Genomic DNA, 14,607 nt, shown 5'->3' on the forward strand with positions numbered 1-14,607 from the left:
GCGGGTAATGAGGGCGATTAATGCGGGAAATTAATGGATGCGATTAATGAGGGCGATTAGTGGCGGTGGGTGGAGGCTGGTGGCGACTGGGGCGCGATTAATAATGCGCATTAGGTTAATGGGGGGCATTAAGGTGCCTTGAGGTGCCTTGAGGTGCGTTGAGGCTGCACTGAACGGTCAGGCGGCGGGTCTTGGCGGCCGACTGGACCTAATGCGAGCCATTAATCGGGTGCATTACGACGATTCGTCATGTAATGCTCCACCCATGCCGATTGCTGACGTGTCCCCTGGAGTGTCCATCGCCTACGAGACGTTCGGGGACCCGGGGGACGCGGCCGTCCTGCTGGTGATGGGGCTGGGCGCCCAGATGCTCGGGTGGGACGAGGCACTGTGCCGGGAGCTCGCCGGGCGGGGGCGGTATGTGATCCGCTACGACAACCGGGACTGCGGGCTGTCCACCAGGTTCGACGAGCACCCGGTCGATGTCGGGCAGTTCATGGCACTGGTGAGCGCGGGCGAGATCGCGGCCGCGTCCGCCCTGGTGCCGTACACGATCCAGGAGGTGGCCGACGACGGCCTCAACCTGCTGACCGCGCTGGGGATCGAGCGGGCGCATGTGGTGGGGTCGTCGGTGGGCGGGATGCTCGCCCAGGTGATGGCGATCAGTCGGCCGGAGCGGGTGCTGACGCTGACCTCGATGATGTCGTCGACCGGCGAGCCCGAGTACGGCAAGGCCACCCCCGAGGCGCAGGCGGCGATCGCCGCACCGCGGCCGGCGGACCGCGAGGGGTTCATCGCGGCGGCGGAACGCGACCTGGTGTGGGCGTCCAGGCGCTACGGGGACCCGGCGGTCCTGCGCGACCTGGCGGCCCGGAGCTACGACCGCGCGTACTACCCGGCCGGGGTCGGGCGCCAGCTCGGGGCCGCCACGCTCGGCGGCTCGCGGGCGGATGCGCTCCGCGAACTCAAGGTGCCGACGCTGGTGATCCACGGCCTGGACGACAGCCTGATCGACCCGAGCGGCGGCAAGCGCACCGCCGAACTGGTGCCCGGAGCAAAGCTGCTGCTGCTCCCGGACATGGGCCACGACCGCCCCCGCCCGCTCTGGCCGCAGCTCATCGGCGCCATCGAGGCCCACACGGCCTGAGCGGCTCGCGCCGCTTGGGCGACGCCGTGGGCGGTGTGGGCAACGCCCCGGGCGGTGTGGGTGATGGCCCGGGCCGTGGGTGATGCCCCGGTCCGCTTGGGCGGCTCGCGTTGCCTTGGTGAAGCCTACGCATCGCCTGAGTGGCTGCCACCGCCGGGCGGCTCCCACCGTCTGAACGGCTCCCACCGTCAGAACGGCCCGCGCCGGCTGGGCGGCCCGCGCCGGCTGGGCGGCTCACGCCGTCTGAGCGGCGTCCCCGGGCCGTGTGGGTCGTCCCCATAGGGCTGAGCCCCTCGAACGGCGTTTGGGTTGGCAGGTACGGTTTGGCCCATGGATGTTTCCGGAGCAACCGCCGCCGACGCAACCGCCGTCAAGGGCGCGGCACGCCAACTGCTGGCGAAGGTGAGCGCAGCAGGCCTGACCCTGGAAGGCGTTGCCGACGAAGGCGGGTTGACGGTCGCCCAGGTGCGGGACCTCTTCCCGCACCGGGACGAGCTGCTGACCGCCCTGCTGATCGACGCCTACAACGAGTCGGGCGCCGCGATGGAGCACGCCGACCAGGGCGCGGTGGCGGCCGGCGCGTCGGCGGGTGCCCGGCTGCTGGCAGTGACTCGGGCGCTGCGGGCGTGGTCGTTCGCCAACGCGGCCGAGTTCACGCTGGTCTACGGCTCGCCGGTCCCCGGCTACCACGCGCCGCAGGACACCGTGCCGCCCGCCTCCCGGACGCCCGCCGTGCTGGCCGGAATCGTCCGGGCAGCCCTGGAGGCCGGTGAACTGACGCCGCCCAAGCGCCAGTTGACCAAGGATTCGCTGCTGCTGCCGGAGGCCGTGCAGCTCTTCGGCGGGGTGCCCGGGGCGCCGTTCGCGGACGTCGTCGAGCGCGGCATCGTGCTGTGGAGCAGCCTGGTCGGGCTGCTGGTGTTCCAGGTCTTCAGCCGCACCCATGACAGCGTCCGCGACGAGTCCGCCTTCTTCGACTTCGCCATCGCCGTGGCGGCCGAGGGCATCGGCCTCGAGGTCCCGCTCGGCGAGACCGCCACCGGCTGACACCGGCTGACACCGGCTGGCACCGAGCAGCAACACCACCGAGCAGCAACACCACCGATCAGCAGTCCCACCCACTAGCCCCACCCACTAGCCCCACACCGTCCGCCGCACCCCGGCAGTGACGGGGAATCAGGCCGTGAACACCACAAGATCCCTCTGTTTCACCATCTCCGCACTGTCGTCGTACGCCGCGCTCGTCTACCGCCTCTGCCAGGTGCGGGGCAGCCGACGCGACAGTGCCTACCGCACCCTGGTGGTCACCCTGGTGCTGCAGTGCCTCACCTTCACGATGGGTGCCGTCGCCACGGGGAGCAGGAGCTTCCTGGGCGTTGGCAACCTCGCCATCCTGGTGATGCACGTGTCGGCGGTGGCGTTCTGCGTCAGCGCGCAGATCATCCTGCTGCGCTGGGCGAGCGACGCCGAGGTGGCAGCCCGGCAGTCCCGGTACTGGCTGATCGCCGGCAGCGTCGTCTGCGTGCTGCTGGTGGCGCTGTTCTTCGCCGCGGACGGTCCGAACCGGCCGGCCGACGACTTCAACGGCAGCAGCCGCCCGCTGCTGCTCACCTACCTGCTGGTCTTCATCGTGTCGCAGGCGGTGCCGTGCGTGACGATCTTCCGACAGGTCCGCGCCTACGCCGGGGTGGCGGGTTCGCCGTCGCTGCGGCAGGCGCTGCGGCTGCTCTCGGTGGCCGCGGTGCTGCTCTTCCTCTACTGCACGGCCCGGACGGTGAACATCCTCACCCTCGCGTGCGGGGTCGACATCGGCGTCTGGCAGCTGGCCGCTTCGGTGCTCAGCGCGGTGGGGATCGTCATGCTGTCGCTGAGCCTGACGGTCTCCTCGTGGGGCACCGCGGCGGCGAGGCTGCTGGAGTGGGCGCGCAGCTACCGGGCCTACCGGGTGCTCTACCCGCTCTGGCGGGACCTGTACGAGTCGTCGCCGGACATCGCCCTGGAGCCGCCGCGAGTCAGGGTCTCCGACCTCAACTACCGGCTGCACCGCCGGGTGGTGGAGATACGGGACGGCTGGCGGGATCTGCGCCCGTACATCGACCGCGCGACCAACAGCGATATCGACCGCGCGACCAGCGGCAGTGGTGTGACCGACGCCGACGCTGCGACCAACGCCGACGAGTCCCGGCAGGCCTTCGCGGAGGCGGCGCAGATCCATCAGGCGCTGCGGGCCAAGCAGATCGGCAGCATCCCGGATGACAACAAGGACGCCGCCGACTTCGAGGACCGCGACACCGACAACTTCACTGCGGAAGTCGCCTGGTTGAGCAAGGTCGCGGTTGCCTACCGTAAGCTGGGCGGCACAAGTTGAGAGCTCCCGCCCGGTCTGTACCCCCGTCAGACCGGGCGGGTTTCTCATTTCCCAGGGTTTCCCCTGGGCCCCCAGGTTTCCCCGGGTTCCCCCTCGTCCCCCCGTTTTCCTCTGTCGGTCGGACGGGGACGTGCCCCGTCCGACCCGGGCTCGGACCGTCCCCCGACTGCCGAGCGCAGGCCGATGCGACTGACAACCAACTCGGCTACCCCCGTGAGCGGAGTTAGCTGACAGCTATCGGCAAGGTCCACCGTGTCGGAGTCCGGCTTGATTGTCAACTGGCAGTTAATCTGCGAAACTGACGGATAGCCAAGGGCTATACCAGGGAGGTTGACGGGGGAGACCTGGATGTCCGAGTCCGAGACTGACGAGCGCCCGATGCTGGCGGTGCGTCTGGACGACCTCTTCAAGACGGTCCGCCCCAAGGGCAAGCACTGGACCAACGCGGAGGTCGCCGAGGAGCTGAAGCTCCTCAACCCCGATCTCAAGGTCGGCGGCGTCTACCTGTCCCAGCTGCGGACCGGCAAGCGCTGCAACCCCACCCCCGACCTGCTGACCGCCCTGGCGCGGTTCTTCGGCGTGTCGGTGGCCTACTTCTTCGACGACCAGGTTGCCGAGTCGGTGCTCAGCCAGGTCGCCGCCATCGAGGCGCTGCGGCAGGCCGGCGTGCGCGCGGTGGCGATGCGGGCGGCCGGGATGAGGAAGGAGAACCTCCAGGCCATCACGGCGATCATGGACCAGTACCGCGAGATGCAGGGCCTGCCGCCGGTCACCGACGGCGCGGAGCCCGAGTGAGGAGACCGCGGCGGTGATAGGCAGCAGAAGCGGCTGGACGGCCCGCCAGGCCCGCCGCAGCCAGCTCAAGAAGCTCCGCAAGGCCGGTGCCCGGCGGATCGCCGAGCTGGGCCTGCCGGAGGCCGCCGACGTGGCCGAACTCTGCGCCTACCTCGGCGAGATCCGCCAGCGGCCGATCCTGCTGGTCCCGATGCCGATGCCCGCCTCGCACCCGTGCGGCATGTGGGTCGCCGCCCGCGACGAGGACCTCATCTTCTACGACGCCAACACGACCGGCGCGCATCAGGAGCACATCATCTTGCACGAGCTGGGTCACATCATCTGCTGCCATCGCGGGGCGGGCGGGCTGGACGAGGCGAGCGCCCGGCTGCTCTTCCCCGACCTCGACCCCGACCTCGTGCGCGACATGCTGCTGCGCGCGACCTATGACGACGTCCAGGAGCAGGAGGCGGAAATCATCGCCTACCTGCTCTCGCAGCGGATGGGTGCGGACGCGGACGCCCCGGCCGAGCGGACCGGGGACGGTACGGACCCCGGAAGCGACGCCATGCGCAGCCGGATCGAACGAACGCTGATCTAGCGGTTCTGAGGCCCCCGGGCAGACGTCACCCTCGGACTACGTCACCCCCGGACAGACGTCACCGCCGGACCGCCATCACCTCCTGCGCCAGCACCGACACGGCCCGCCGGATGTCCGCCTCGCGGTGCTCACTGGTGACGAAGAAGCGCAGCCGGGCCAGCCCCTCCTCGACAGCGGGGTGGAAGATCGGGTCGGCGATGACGCCCCGCTCGTACAGCCGGTCCGCGACCCGCAGCGTGCGCGCCGAGTCGCCGAGCAGGCACGGCACGATCGGCGTGCCCGCGCTGGCGCCGGTGGCCAGGCCGGCCGCCCCGGCCAGGCCGAGGAAGAACTCCGCATTGCGCCGCAGCGCGGCCACCCGCTCCGGCTCGGCGGTGATCAGTTCGGTGGCGGCCAGCGCGGCGGCCGCGTTGGCGGGGGTCAGGCCCACGCTGTAGACGAAGCCGGGCAGTGTGTGCCGCAGCCACCGCACCATCCGGGCCGAACCGCCCAGGTAGCCGCCGCAGCTGGCGAACGCCTTGGAGAGGGTGCCCATCCAGAGGTCCACGTCCGCCCGGTCGACGTCGAAGAACTCGCCGACGCCGCGCCCGAGTCGGCCCACGGTGCCGATGCTGTGCGCCTCGTCGACCATCAGCAGCGCGCCGTGCCGCTTCTTCAGAGCAATCACGGCGGGTAGGTCCACCAGGTCGCCGTCCATGCTGTAGGCGCCCTCGACGGCGATCAGCACCCGGCGGAACCGGGAGCGGTTGAGTCGCAGCAGGTGCTCCAGCTGCTCCATGTCGTTGTGGGCGAACGGGCGTCGCGCCGCGCCGGACAGGGCGCAGCCCTGCAGGATGCTGTCGTGGGCGAGCGCGTCGTGCAGGACCAGGTCACCGGCGCCGACCAGGTGCCCGATCGCGGTGACGTTGGTGGCGTGGCCGCTCACCAGTGCCAGGCAGTCCGGCACGCCGAGGAACCGGGCCAGCATCTGCTCCAGACGGACGGTCAACTCCCGTTCCCCGGAGAGCACTCGGCTCGCGGAGACCGAGGTGCCGTACCGCTCGACGGCCCGTTGCGCGGCCTCGTTGACGGCCGGGTGGCCGGACAGGCCGAGGTAGTTGTAGCTGCCGAAGGACAGGTAGCCGCGGCCGTCGACCACGGTGGTGTCGCGGATGGTGCCCTGGTGGACCCGGAAGTACGGGAAGTCCGCGCCGCTGCCGGTGATGGCGCTCAGCCGCTCCTCGAACTGCCGCACCTCGGGGAAGTCGTCGACCCGTGCGGTCGCCCTCGCCCACTCGGTGCCGCGCTGTCGGGGCACGGAAACCACGGGGACGAGCGGTGCGGTGTGCCGCGGGTCGGCCAGGGCGATCAGCTGCCCGATGGTGAGCTCGGGGGAGAACAGCTCGGCGGCGTCGACGCCCGGCAGGCGGTTGGTGATGTTGACCTCCAACTCCTGCAGCATCAGGGAGTCGAAGCCGAGGTCACCGACCAGGGTCAGCCGCTCGTCGAGGTCGGAGAGCGGGAAGACGCCGACCCGGGAGATCTCCCGGAGCACGATCTCCGCTGCGGAGGCCCGAGTTGGCGGCACGGTGGCCTGCCGGGGCGCGGTCGCTACGCGGGCCGATTGGCTTGCGGCCTGCCGGGGCACGTTCGCTTCGCGGGCCGAATCGGCGGTGCGTTGGCGGGGTACCGTCGCTTCGCGGGCCGATTCGTCCACCGCCCAGTGGCGGCGCGGGGCGAGCGGGCTCGGCGGCAGGGTGACCGGGGGTATGCGCTCCGGTGACGGACGCAGCCCGGCACCGGTGACCGCCTGCTCGGCGAGCCGGGTCAGCGCGGCCATGCGTTCCGCCTCGGGCAGCGAACTCGGCGCCGGGACAGCGGCCTTGGCCAGCTCACCAAGCCGCGTCAGCTCGCCGAGCCGCCCCGAGCCAACCCACTGCCCCGGCCCGAGCTCGCCGCTGCGGCCCGCCGTCACGGCGTCGGCCGCCGCGGTCAGCTTGGCGATGGCGTCGGCGGCGTCCCGGGCCACCAGGGCGAGCCGCTCGGCCAGCGGTGCCCGGCGCGCCAGGGTGTCGGCGACGGCGGCCAGCGGCAGCCGGTCGTCGGCGAGGGCCTGCGCCAACTCCCTTGCGTATCTGGTGAGTCCGCCACGGTCGCGGGCACTGGCGAGCAGCAGCTGCGGCCCGGGCTCCGCACCCGCCGCCGCCCCCGGCACGGGAACCGCGCACTCCTCCACGACCAGGTGAACCCCGGTGCCGCCGAAGCCGAACGCGCTGACGCCGGCCCGGCGCGGCTGCCCGGAGGCGGGCCACGGGGTCGGCGCGGTCGGGATGGTGAGCCGCGCGTCGTCCAGCGCTGCACGGTCGGCCGGCTCGAACTCCGGCTGCGGCGGGATCACTCCACGCTGCACGGCCAGGACCGTCTTGATCAGCCCGGCGATGCCCGCGGCATTGAGCGCATGCCCGACCACGGCCTTCACCGCGCCCAGGTACGCGGGCGCGGCCTGCTCCCCGCGCAGTTCGCGCAGCACGCCGATCTCGACCGGATCGCCGACCGTGGTCCCGGTGCCGTGCGCCTCCAGGTAGTCCACCGCGGCGGGTGCCAGGCCCGCATCGCGGTACGCCCGCCGCAGCGCCCGCAGTTGGCCGGCCGCCTGCGGATGCATACCGCCGGCCACCGTCCCGTCGTTGGCGGTGCCCACGCCCCGGAGCACCGCGTAGACCCGGTCGCCGGCCGCCAGCGCGTCGGCCAGCGGCCGCAGCACCAGCACCCCGGCGCCCTCGCCCAGCACGAAGCCGTCGGCCTCGGCGCCGAAGGGCTGGCAGCGGCCGCTGCGCGAGAGTGCGCCGATCCGGCTGAGGCCCACCAACAGATCGGGGGTGAGGTTGAGTTGGGCACCGCCCGCGATCGCGATCCGGCACCGGCCGGCCCGCAGCGCGAACACCGCGTTGGCGACGGCCATCAGCCCGCCGGAGCACGCCGAGTCCAGCGCATAGCTCTCGCCGTGCAGGTCCAGCACCGAACTGACCGTGTTGGGGCCCATGTTGAGCAGCAGTCCGGCCACCGAGCTGCCGTGCAGCCCGTCCACGGCGCGGGCCGCCTCCAGCCACTGCGGGTCGCTCGGCCGGGCGCCGAACTCGCCGCCGGCCAGTTGGCGCATCCTGAGTTGAAGGGTGCTGATCTCGCGGTAGCCGCTCTCGGTGAGCGCGGTGATGACCGAGGTCTCCTCGCGGTCGAACCCCTCGGCCTCCCACCCCGCGTCCTGGATCGCCTCGCGGGCCAGATCGATCAGCAGCCGGTGCTGCGGGTCCATCGAACGGGCCCGGCGCGGTGGGATGTTGTAGTGCACCGCGTCGAAGTGGCCGACGTCCGGCAGCAGCGCCATGGTGTCCGTGTAAGAAGCGGACGTGTCACGGATGTTGTCGCTGCGGAAGGCCGCGCTGTGCCACCGCGAGTCGGGGACGCTGCCGAACTGCGGCTGCGGGTCGGTGAGCAGCCGCCAGTACTGGTTCAGATCCCGGGCGCCCGGGAACCGGCAGGCCATGCCGACGATGGCGATGTCGTCGGGTCTTGAGCCGTTCGCTGTCATCGCGCGCCGCCGACTCTGGCGCGCCACCAGGCCACCGTGGCCTCGATCTGCTCGTCGAGTGGCGTGGCCCGGAGGGCGAACTCGCCTTCGTACGCGCTGGAGTCGATGACGAAGGGGCGGTCGAACTGGTAGCGGATCTCCTTGAGTTCGCGGATCAGCGGCGAGACCAGCGACATCACGCCCAGGACGGCCGACGGCACGGGACGCACCGCGACGGGGGCGGTCCCGGCTTCGGCGGCCAGGCGGTTCACCATCTCCCGGGTGGAGTGCGGGGGTTCGGTCGGGACGTGCCAGGCGCTTCCCCAGGCTTGCTCTTCACCGGCGACCTCGGCCAGCGCGGCGGCCACGTCGGGCAGGTAGCTCCAGCTGTGCGGGACGTCCGGGTCGCCGAGGGCGGAGACCGGCTTGCCGTGCAGCAGCTTCGGCATGACGCGGGCGGCGAGGTGGCCGCCGTCGGTCACGCCGGGGCCGAAGAAGTCCGAGGCGCGCACCTCGACGGCCTTGATCCGGCCCTGCTGGTGGAGGCCCCGGGCCTGCTCCCAGAGGGCAGCGCGCACCCGGCCCTTGGTGCCGGTGGCGGCGAGCGGCAGGTCCTCGGTCAGCGGGCCGTCGACCGGGCCGTAGCCGTAGAGGTTGCCCAGCAGCACGAGGACAGCGCCGGTCGCCTCGGCCGCCGCGCAGGCCGACGCTGCCAGCGGCGGCCAGTCGCTCGCCCAGCGGTGGTACGGGGGCGAGGCGCAGTTGAAGATCGAGGCCGCGCCCGCCGCGGCCTCGATCAGTCGGGCGCTGTCCGTAGCGTCCAGCGCGACGTGCTCGATGCCGGGCTCCGCGGTGCCGCCCGACCTGGTGACGACCCGCACCGAGTGCCCCTGCCCGGCCAGCAGGCGAGCGGTGGCGGCTCCGGCGGGCCCGAATCCTATGACGAGTTGAAGACTCACATGCGCACAGTAGCGCGAGAACGATGAGACTCTGTCAGGACCGGGCCCGCCCTGGGCAATGTCGGTTGACCTGCGGCTTTGCGAGGGAGGCCTATTCGGGCAGGCGCTCCAGGATCCAGCTGCCCAGTTCCTCGGTCATGGCGGAGTGCGGGGTGTTGGTCGAGGAGAAGATGTAGTCGTCTACCTCGAACTCGTCGGCGGAGAGCTGGTCGATGTCGGCGTAGACGTCCGCCTGCTGGTCGAGGTTGCGGACGGCGAGCGCACTGACCGAGGGGACGAAGCAGATCGACTCGGTGCCCGGCTCGATCTCCACCTTGCCGGTGATCTTCAGCTTGTTGCCGGCGATGCCGAAGGTCCCCAGGGTGCCGCCGGGCGCGCCGTCCAGCTCGGGCAGGTCGTTGGTGACGACGCGCTTCTCGGAGAGCAGGCCCTTGAGGCGGGCCACCTCCTGGTTCTTGCCGGCGGACTGGGTGCGCAGGGTGGTGCCGTTGAACCAGCCGGAGGTGACCTTGATCGCGTCGACGCCGGGCTTCACACCGTTGCCGCTGCCGTTCCCGGTGCCGTTGGCGACGGCGAGCAGGCGCGGGATGCGCGGCCACTGGCCCACGCGCTCCAGCTCCGCCAGGAACTTGGTGCGCAGCGGGTCCTGGCGGGGCGTGCCGTCGGCGGTCTCGATGTGCCGCCACAGCAGCTCGCGGGCGGCCGGACTGTTGATCTGCTGCGACATCTGCGGGGTGGCCTTGAGGAAGTGGGCCAGGCCCTGCAGGGCGATCGGGATCCAGGCGCCGCGGTGCGGGCTGTCGAAGGAGAGGTAGACACCGACCTGGTGGTCGATGCGTTGCTGTTCCATCTTGGCCAGGGCGTAGCGGGTGACCAGGCCGCCCATGCTGAACCCGCCGACCAGCAGCCGAGTGTCGCTCATTTGCTCGGCGCGGGCCCGCATGATGCAGGCAGTCGCCGTCTCGGCGTTCTTCAGGATCGAGGCGCTGCGCTCGTCGTAGCCGATCAGGATCAGGTCCCGGCCGCGTCGACGCAGCTCCGAGATGAACGGGTAGCCGGTGCGCTCCAGGCCGTGGTAGAGCTCCTTGAGGCTGCTCGGGCCCGTGTTGAAGCCGTCGGACAGGATGACCGGCCTGGTGACCCCCTGGTTCCGCTCGCCGTAGTACACCCAGGCGGTGCCGCCGGGCAGCTGCCAGGTCTCGTTGGGCTCGGGCGCGGCCGGGATCTCCGGCGCAGGGGGCGGTGCGAGGAAGCCGAAGGGCTCGATCACGGGCTCGTTCTGGTCGGGCAAGGTGGGTCCCTTCAACGGGTGAGGGTGGCCCCGCAGTCGACTGCGGTGCGGGGCGAGCCGGGGGTGGTGGCCCGGCGGTCCGGACCCGCACCTACCCACCCCGGCTTGCTCGCCATGCACGCGTCACTCCTTTGAGTGAATCCTGATGGATCGTCAGACAAGAGTCACAACTGCAGTTCAGTGCGCGGCCGTTCAGCCGCCGCCCGGGGCGCAGCGAACCCGGGTTAAGGGTGGCGCCGGCCAGGTGGGCGCGGGGTCTCTCGGTGGCCACTCACTGGAGCGCGGACCGCGGCTTCGGCTCCTGCTCCGGCCGGCCTGTCAGCGGCACACTCCTGACGCGCGATCGCCCGCCGCGTCGGCTGTGTCGGCTGCGTCGGCGGCGAAAATCGCTGTCCGGTCGCCAAGCAGGCTGATAGACATCCGGCGTGCAAAAGACTCTGGACTTCCCCGACCTGCTGCGTTTGCTCGACGATCGGGCGACGGCGTTCCGTGCGGCGGTCGCCGCCGCGCCCAGCCTCGACGTGCAGGTGCCGACCTGCCCCGAGTGGACGCTGCTCGACCTGGTGCAGCACATCGGCGAGGGGCGCCGCGCCTGGGCCGCCACCATCGCCGCAGGGCCTGACGCCACGATCAAGTCCGCAGCGCCGGGCGCTCCGGTCGCACCTCGGGAGCGCGAGGCCCAGCAGGCCTGGCTGGCCGCATCGACGCAGGAGCTGGTGGATGCCCTGCGCGAGGCCGGCCCGGAGCGCGGTTGCTGGACGTGGTGGGGTGCGTCGCAGTCGCCGCAGACCTGTGGTGCCGTCGCCCGGCACCAGCTCCAGCAGATCGCGGTGCACACCTACGACGCCCAACTCACCATGGGCGCACCGCAGTCGCTGCCGGTCGAGGTGGCACTCGACGGTGTCGAGGAGTTCCTCTCCACCTGCTGCGCGACGCCGAGCGCCTGGCCGCACGAGCCCACCGCCTTCGACTTCCACGCCACCGAGGGCCGCTCCTGGCGCCTCACGGTCGACGGCGACGGTGCCCGCTTCACCCGCATCCCCGCACCCGGCACGGCATCCGGCACGGCACCCGCCACCGCTGCCGGCGCCTCCGTCCACGGCACGGCCAGTGAGCTGGTCCTCTTCCTGTACGACCGCATTCCGGCGGACTCCCTGGGGATCGACGGAGACGCAGGGCTGTTCGACCTGCTCCGCGCCTGGGAGCCGGAGGAGTAGGACGCGACGACGCGCCACCCCGTCCGCCCCGAGCGCATGCCTGCGGCCGGCGGCTGCAGCTCTCAGGAGCGCCGGTGACCTCTCCTGTGTCGGTGTCGACCTGCTCGGAGGCGGTGTCGAACACGACCGGGAAGGCGGTGGCCAGCCTCATCCCCGCCCGCGCGACCTTCGGCAGGGTCTTCAGTGATCTCGCAGGGCGAAACGCGCTGTGCAGCCGTCGCCGGCTGCACAGCGGCTCCCTCAACTCACCAGCTCTTACCGGCCTGTTCGCGGATCGTGTGGTTGATCCGGTTGAAGAAGTTGGTCATCGCGATCTCCAGGATGATCGCGTTCAGCTGCTCCGCACTGAAGTGGTCGACGGCCGCCTCCCAGATCTCATCCGTCACCCCCGGCGCGCCGTCCTGGATGCGGGTGGCCGCCTCGGTCAGTGCCAGCGCCGCCCGCTCCTCCTCGGTGAAGAACGGCGTCTCGCGCCAGGCGACCACGTGGTGCAGCCGCTCGTCCGTCTCGTGCGCCTTCTTCGCCCCCGCCACGCCGGCGTAGACGCACGGCGCGCAGCCGTTGATCTGGCTGGCGCGCAGGTGGACCAGGGACAGCAGGCCCCCGTCGACTCCCCCGGCCCCAATGGCCTTGTGGAGGTGCGTGATTGCGGTGATCAGGTCGGGGCTCGGGGTGCCCTTCACGCGTGCTTCCATTTCTCCTGCTCCTTCATCGGTTACCTGCGCCCGTCCGGGCCCGTCATCACCCATGACGGAGCAGAACCGGAAGGGGTAACACGATGGCCGGCACCGACCCGATGGCCGAGGCGTTCGAGGCCCAGCACGACCGGCTGCGCGCCGCGGCCTACCGCCTGCTCGGCTCGCACGCCGATGCCGAAGACGCCGTCCAGGAGGCCTGGTTGCGTCTTTCCCGCCAGAACGCAGGGACCATCGACAACCTGGCCGGCTGGCTGACCACCGTGGTCGGCCGGATCAGCCTGGACGTGCTGCGATCGCGCCGGACCCGCCCCGAGACGGCCTACGACGGCCAGTTGACCGAATACCTGGTGGTGCCCATCGACGACGGCCCGGCGCCCGAGGAGGACGCGCTGCTGGCCGATTCGGTCGGGCTGGCGCTGCTGGTCGTGCTCCAGTCCCTCGGTCCGAGCGAGCGGTTGGCGTTCGTGCTGCACGATCTGTTCGCGGTGCCGTTCGACGAGATCGGCACGATTCTCGGCAAGTCGACCGCCGCCGCCAAGATGCTCGCCAGCCGCGCCCGCAAGAAGGTGCGGGGCAGCGAGCGGCCAACTACCGTGACACGGGCGCAGCGTGAGGTGGTTGAGGCGTTCCTCGCGGCAGCGCGCGACGGCGACTTCGAGGGGTTGCTGCGGGTGCTCGACCCCGAGGTGAAGCTGACCGTCGACACCCCCGCCGGGGTGGTCGTCACCCTCGGCGCCACCAGGGTGGCCGCCGGCGCGCAGCTGGCCGCCGACGCGGCGGTGCGCGGGCGAGCGGTCCTCGTCAACGGCCTGCCGGGAATGGTGTCTTGGCGCGCGGACGGGACGCCGCTCTCGGTCATCGCGTACACCGTTGCCGACGGCCGGATCACCGAGATCACGGTCGTGGTCGACCCGGCCAAGCTCGCGGCGATGGGTCTGCCGGACTCGGCGTGACCCGGACATGTGGCGGGCCCGGAACGCGATTCCCCGGGCCGCCACAGGCGTGTTGACGGTTCGATGGCAGTGAATCTCCTGAAGTCGCCTCCAGTTCGACCTACTTCGCCTCGCTTCGACTTCCACGCAACCGAGGGCCGCTCCTGGCGTCTGACGGGCGACGGCGACGGCGCCCGCTTCACCCGCATCCCCCAGCCGACGGCGGTGGCGGGTCGGTTCGTCCGGGGCCGGGTGGCAAGGTGGCCGGGGATTCGAGCTGCCACGAGCTGCCAGCGGCGCTTCTCAGGCGCGGTGGGCGGTGACGGACCAGACCGGGAAGAGCAGCCGGCTTTGTTTGTCATTAGGCAGGTTGTCAGCGAACTCCCGCCCGCCGAGGACGCTCAGCGCGTCAACGATCTGGTGGAGGACGTCCCGGGTGAATCTCGCGGACAAGGTGTAGGTGGTCTGCCGCAGACTGGTGATCGACCAGCCCGCACCGGCGAAGGTGGCGCGCAGCTCCTGCTCGGAGCAGCGGTTGGGCGACACGATCTCCTTGGGCACCAGGTCCGAGAAGCAGATCACGTGCAGGGTCGCCCCCGGGGTGGTGGCTCGATGCAGCGTGGCGAGGTACTGCGCTCGCTGCGCTGGCTCCAACCCGTGGTAGAGGGCGCTGTCGATCACGGTGTCGAAGTGGGCGTCCGCGTCGAGCCCATCGAGTGTGATGGCGTCGGCGACGACGAACCGCACGTCGAGGCCGAGCGCCGTCGTCAGTTCGGTGGCACGCGTGATGGCGTTGGGGGAGACATCGATGGCCGTGACGCGGTGCCCTCGCGCTGCGAGGAAGCGGGTATTCTCGCCCAGGCCGCAACCGACATCGAGCACCTGGCCGCGGAATCCGCCGGCTGGCTCGATCTCGACCAGCGCCGGCTGGGGGCCTTCGATCTCCCAGGGGATGATGTCGCCGCAGATCTCTCGCAGCGGGGAATCGGGGCCGTACGGCGAGTCGCCGTTGTAACCGGAATCGAAGCGGATGTCGGCCAGTCTCGGGCTGGCTTCTGGCATGGTTCTTCTCC

12 protein-coding genes are annotated in these 14,607 nt (G+C 71.3%); 7 read left to right on the forward strand and 5 right to left on the reverse strand.

The features are described 5' to 3' along the window. Positions 1–265: 265 nt before the first annotated feature. The 5 genes from E6W39_RS22205 (at position 266) to E6W39_RS22225 (ending at position 4,890) form a co-directional block, all read left to right on the forward strand. A complete protein-coding gene (locus E6W39_RS22205; RefSeq protein WP_141635012.1) occupies positions 266–1,147 on the forward strand; it encodes an alpha/beta fold hydrolase in 882 nt (293 codons plus the stop codon). A gap of 330 nt (positions 1,148–1,477) precedes the next feature. Beyond that, positions 1,478–2,194, forward strand: coding sequence for a WHG domain-containing protein (locus tag E6W39_RS22210; RefSeq protein ID WP_141635013.1), 717 nt, complete (start codon positions 1,478–1,480; stop codon positions 2,192–2,194). 136 nt (positions 2,195–2,330) lie between these two features. Next, positions 2,331–3,515: an MAB_1171c family putative transporter gene (locus E6W39_RS22215; protein WP_141635014.1), complete on the forward strand. Its 1,185-nt coding sequence runs from the start codon at positions 2,331–2,333 to the stop codon at positions 3,513–3,515. A 348-nt stretch (positions 3,516–3,863) separates the two neighbouring features. Then, positions 3,864–4,310 (forward strand): helix-turn-helix domain-containing protein, encoded by a 447-nt coding sequence (locus E6W39_RS22220; protein ID WP_141635015.1) that lies wholly within the window; start codon positions 3,864–3,866, stop codon positions 4,308–4,310. Between the two features lie 13 nt (positions 4,311–4,323). Next, positions 4,324–4,890 carry a toxin gene (locus E6W39_RS22225; protein ID WP_141635016.1) on the forward strand — a complete coding sequence of 189 codons (567 nt, stop codon included), beginning with the start codon at positions 4,324–4,326 and terminating at the stop codon, positions 4,888–4,890. A 58-nt stretch (positions 4,891–4,948) separates the two neighbouring features. Here E6W39_RS22225 and E6W39_RS22230 read toward each other — a convergent pair whose 3' ends face one another. From E6W39_RS22230 to E6W39_RS22240, 3 genes are all read right to left on the reverse strand, one after another. After that, positions 4,949–8,413: an aminotransferase class I/II-fold pyridoxal phosphate-dependent enzyme gene (locus tag E6W39_RS22230; protein WP_267286766.1), complete on the reverse strand. Its 3,465-nt coding sequence runs from the start codon at positions 8,411–8,413 to the stop codon at positions 4,949–4,951. Between the two features lie 41 nt (positions 8,414–8,454). Beyond that, positions 8,455–9,396, reverse strand: a complete 942-nt coding sequence (locus tag E6W39_RS22235) for an NAD-dependent epimerase/dehydratase family protein (protein WP_141635017.1) — start codon at positions 9,394–9,396, stop codon at positions 8,455–8,457. 91 nt (positions 9,397–9,487) lie between these two features. Next, on the reverse strand, positions 9,488–10,687 hold the full coding sequence (locus tag E6W39_RS22240) for an esterase/lipase family protein (RefSeq protein ID WP_141635018.1): 1,200 nt from the start codon (positions 10,685–10,687) through the stop codon (positions 9,488–9,490). Positions 10,688–11,112: 425 nt separating this feature from the next. On the opposite strand from E6W39_RS22240, the gene E6W39_RS22245 reads away from it, so the two are divergent. After that, on the forward strand, positions 11,113–11,904 hold the full coding sequence (locus tag E6W39_RS22245) for a maleylpyruvate isomerase family mycothiol-dependent enzyme (protein WP_141635019.1): 792 nt from the start codon (positions 11,113–11,115) through the stop codon (positions 11,902–11,904). Between the two features lie 245 nt (positions 11,905–12,149). Here the strand turns inward: E6W39_RS22245 and E6W39_RS22250 are convergent, their stop codons facing one another. Next, positions 12,150–12,599 carry a carboxymuconolactone decarboxylase family protein gene (locus E6W39_RS22250; RefSeq protein ID WP_141635020.1) on the reverse strand — a complete coding sequence of 150 codons (450 nt, stop codon included), beginning with the start codon at positions 12,597–12,599 and terminating at the stop codon, positions 12,150–12,152. Positions 12,600–12,682: 83 nt separating this feature from the next. Here E6W39_RS22250 and E6W39_RS22255 point away from each other — a divergent pair, with 83 nt between their 5' ends. Continuing rightward, positions 12,683–13,555, forward strand: coding sequence for a sigma-70 family RNA polymerase sigma factor (locus E6W39_RS22255; protein WP_141635021.1), 873 nt, complete (start codon positions 12,683–12,685; stop codon positions 13,553–13,555). A gap of 282 nt (positions 13,556–13,837) precedes the next feature. On the opposite strand, the gene E6W39_RS22260 is transcribed toward E6W39_RS22255, so the two are convergent. Beyond that, a complete protein-coding gene (locus E6W39_RS22260; RefSeq protein ID WP_141635022.1) occupies positions 13,838–14,596 on the reverse strand; it encodes a class I SAM-dependent methyltransferase in 759 nt (252 codons plus the stop codon). Between the last annotated feature and the right edge of the window lie 11 nt (positions 14,597–14,607).

This window comes from Kitasatospora acidiphila, assembly GCF_006636205.1.
Classification (GTDB): Bacteria; Actinomycetota; Actinomycetes; order Streptomycetales; family Streptomycetaceae; genus Kitasatospora; species Kitasatospora acidiphila.

Excerpts from the sequence above, each read along its gene's own strand:
- E6W39_RS22205 (WP_141635012.1), top strand. The coding sequence starts at position 266 with ATGCCGATTGCTGACGTGTCCCCTGGAGTGTCCATCGCCTACGAGACG.
- E6W39_RS22210 (WP_141635013.1), top strand. The coding sequence starts at position 1,478 with ATGGATGTTTCCGGAGCAACCGCCGCCGACGCAACCGCCGTCAAGGGC.
- E6W39_RS22220 (WP_141635015.1), top strand. The coding sequence starts at position 3,864 with ATGTCCGAGTCCGAGACTGACGAGCGCCCGATGCTGGCGGTGCGTCTG.
- E6W39_RS22230 (WP_267286766.1), bottom strand. The coding sequence starts at position 8,413 with ATGGCCTGCCGGTTCCCGGGCGCCCGGGATCTGAACCAGTACTGGCGG.
- E6W39_RS22250 (WP_141635020.1), bottom strand. The coding sequence starts at position 12,599 with ATGGAAGCACGCGTGAAGGGCACCCCGAGCCCCGACCTGATCACCGCA.
- E6W39_RS22255 (WP_141635021.1), top strand. The coding sequence starts at position 12,683 with ATGGCCGGCACCGACCCGATGGCCGAGGCGTTCGAGGCCCAGCACGAC.
- E6W39_RS22260 (WP_141635022.1), bottom strand. The coding sequence starts at position 14,596 with ATGCCAGAAGCCAGCCCGAGACTGGCCGACATCCGCTTCGATTCCGGT.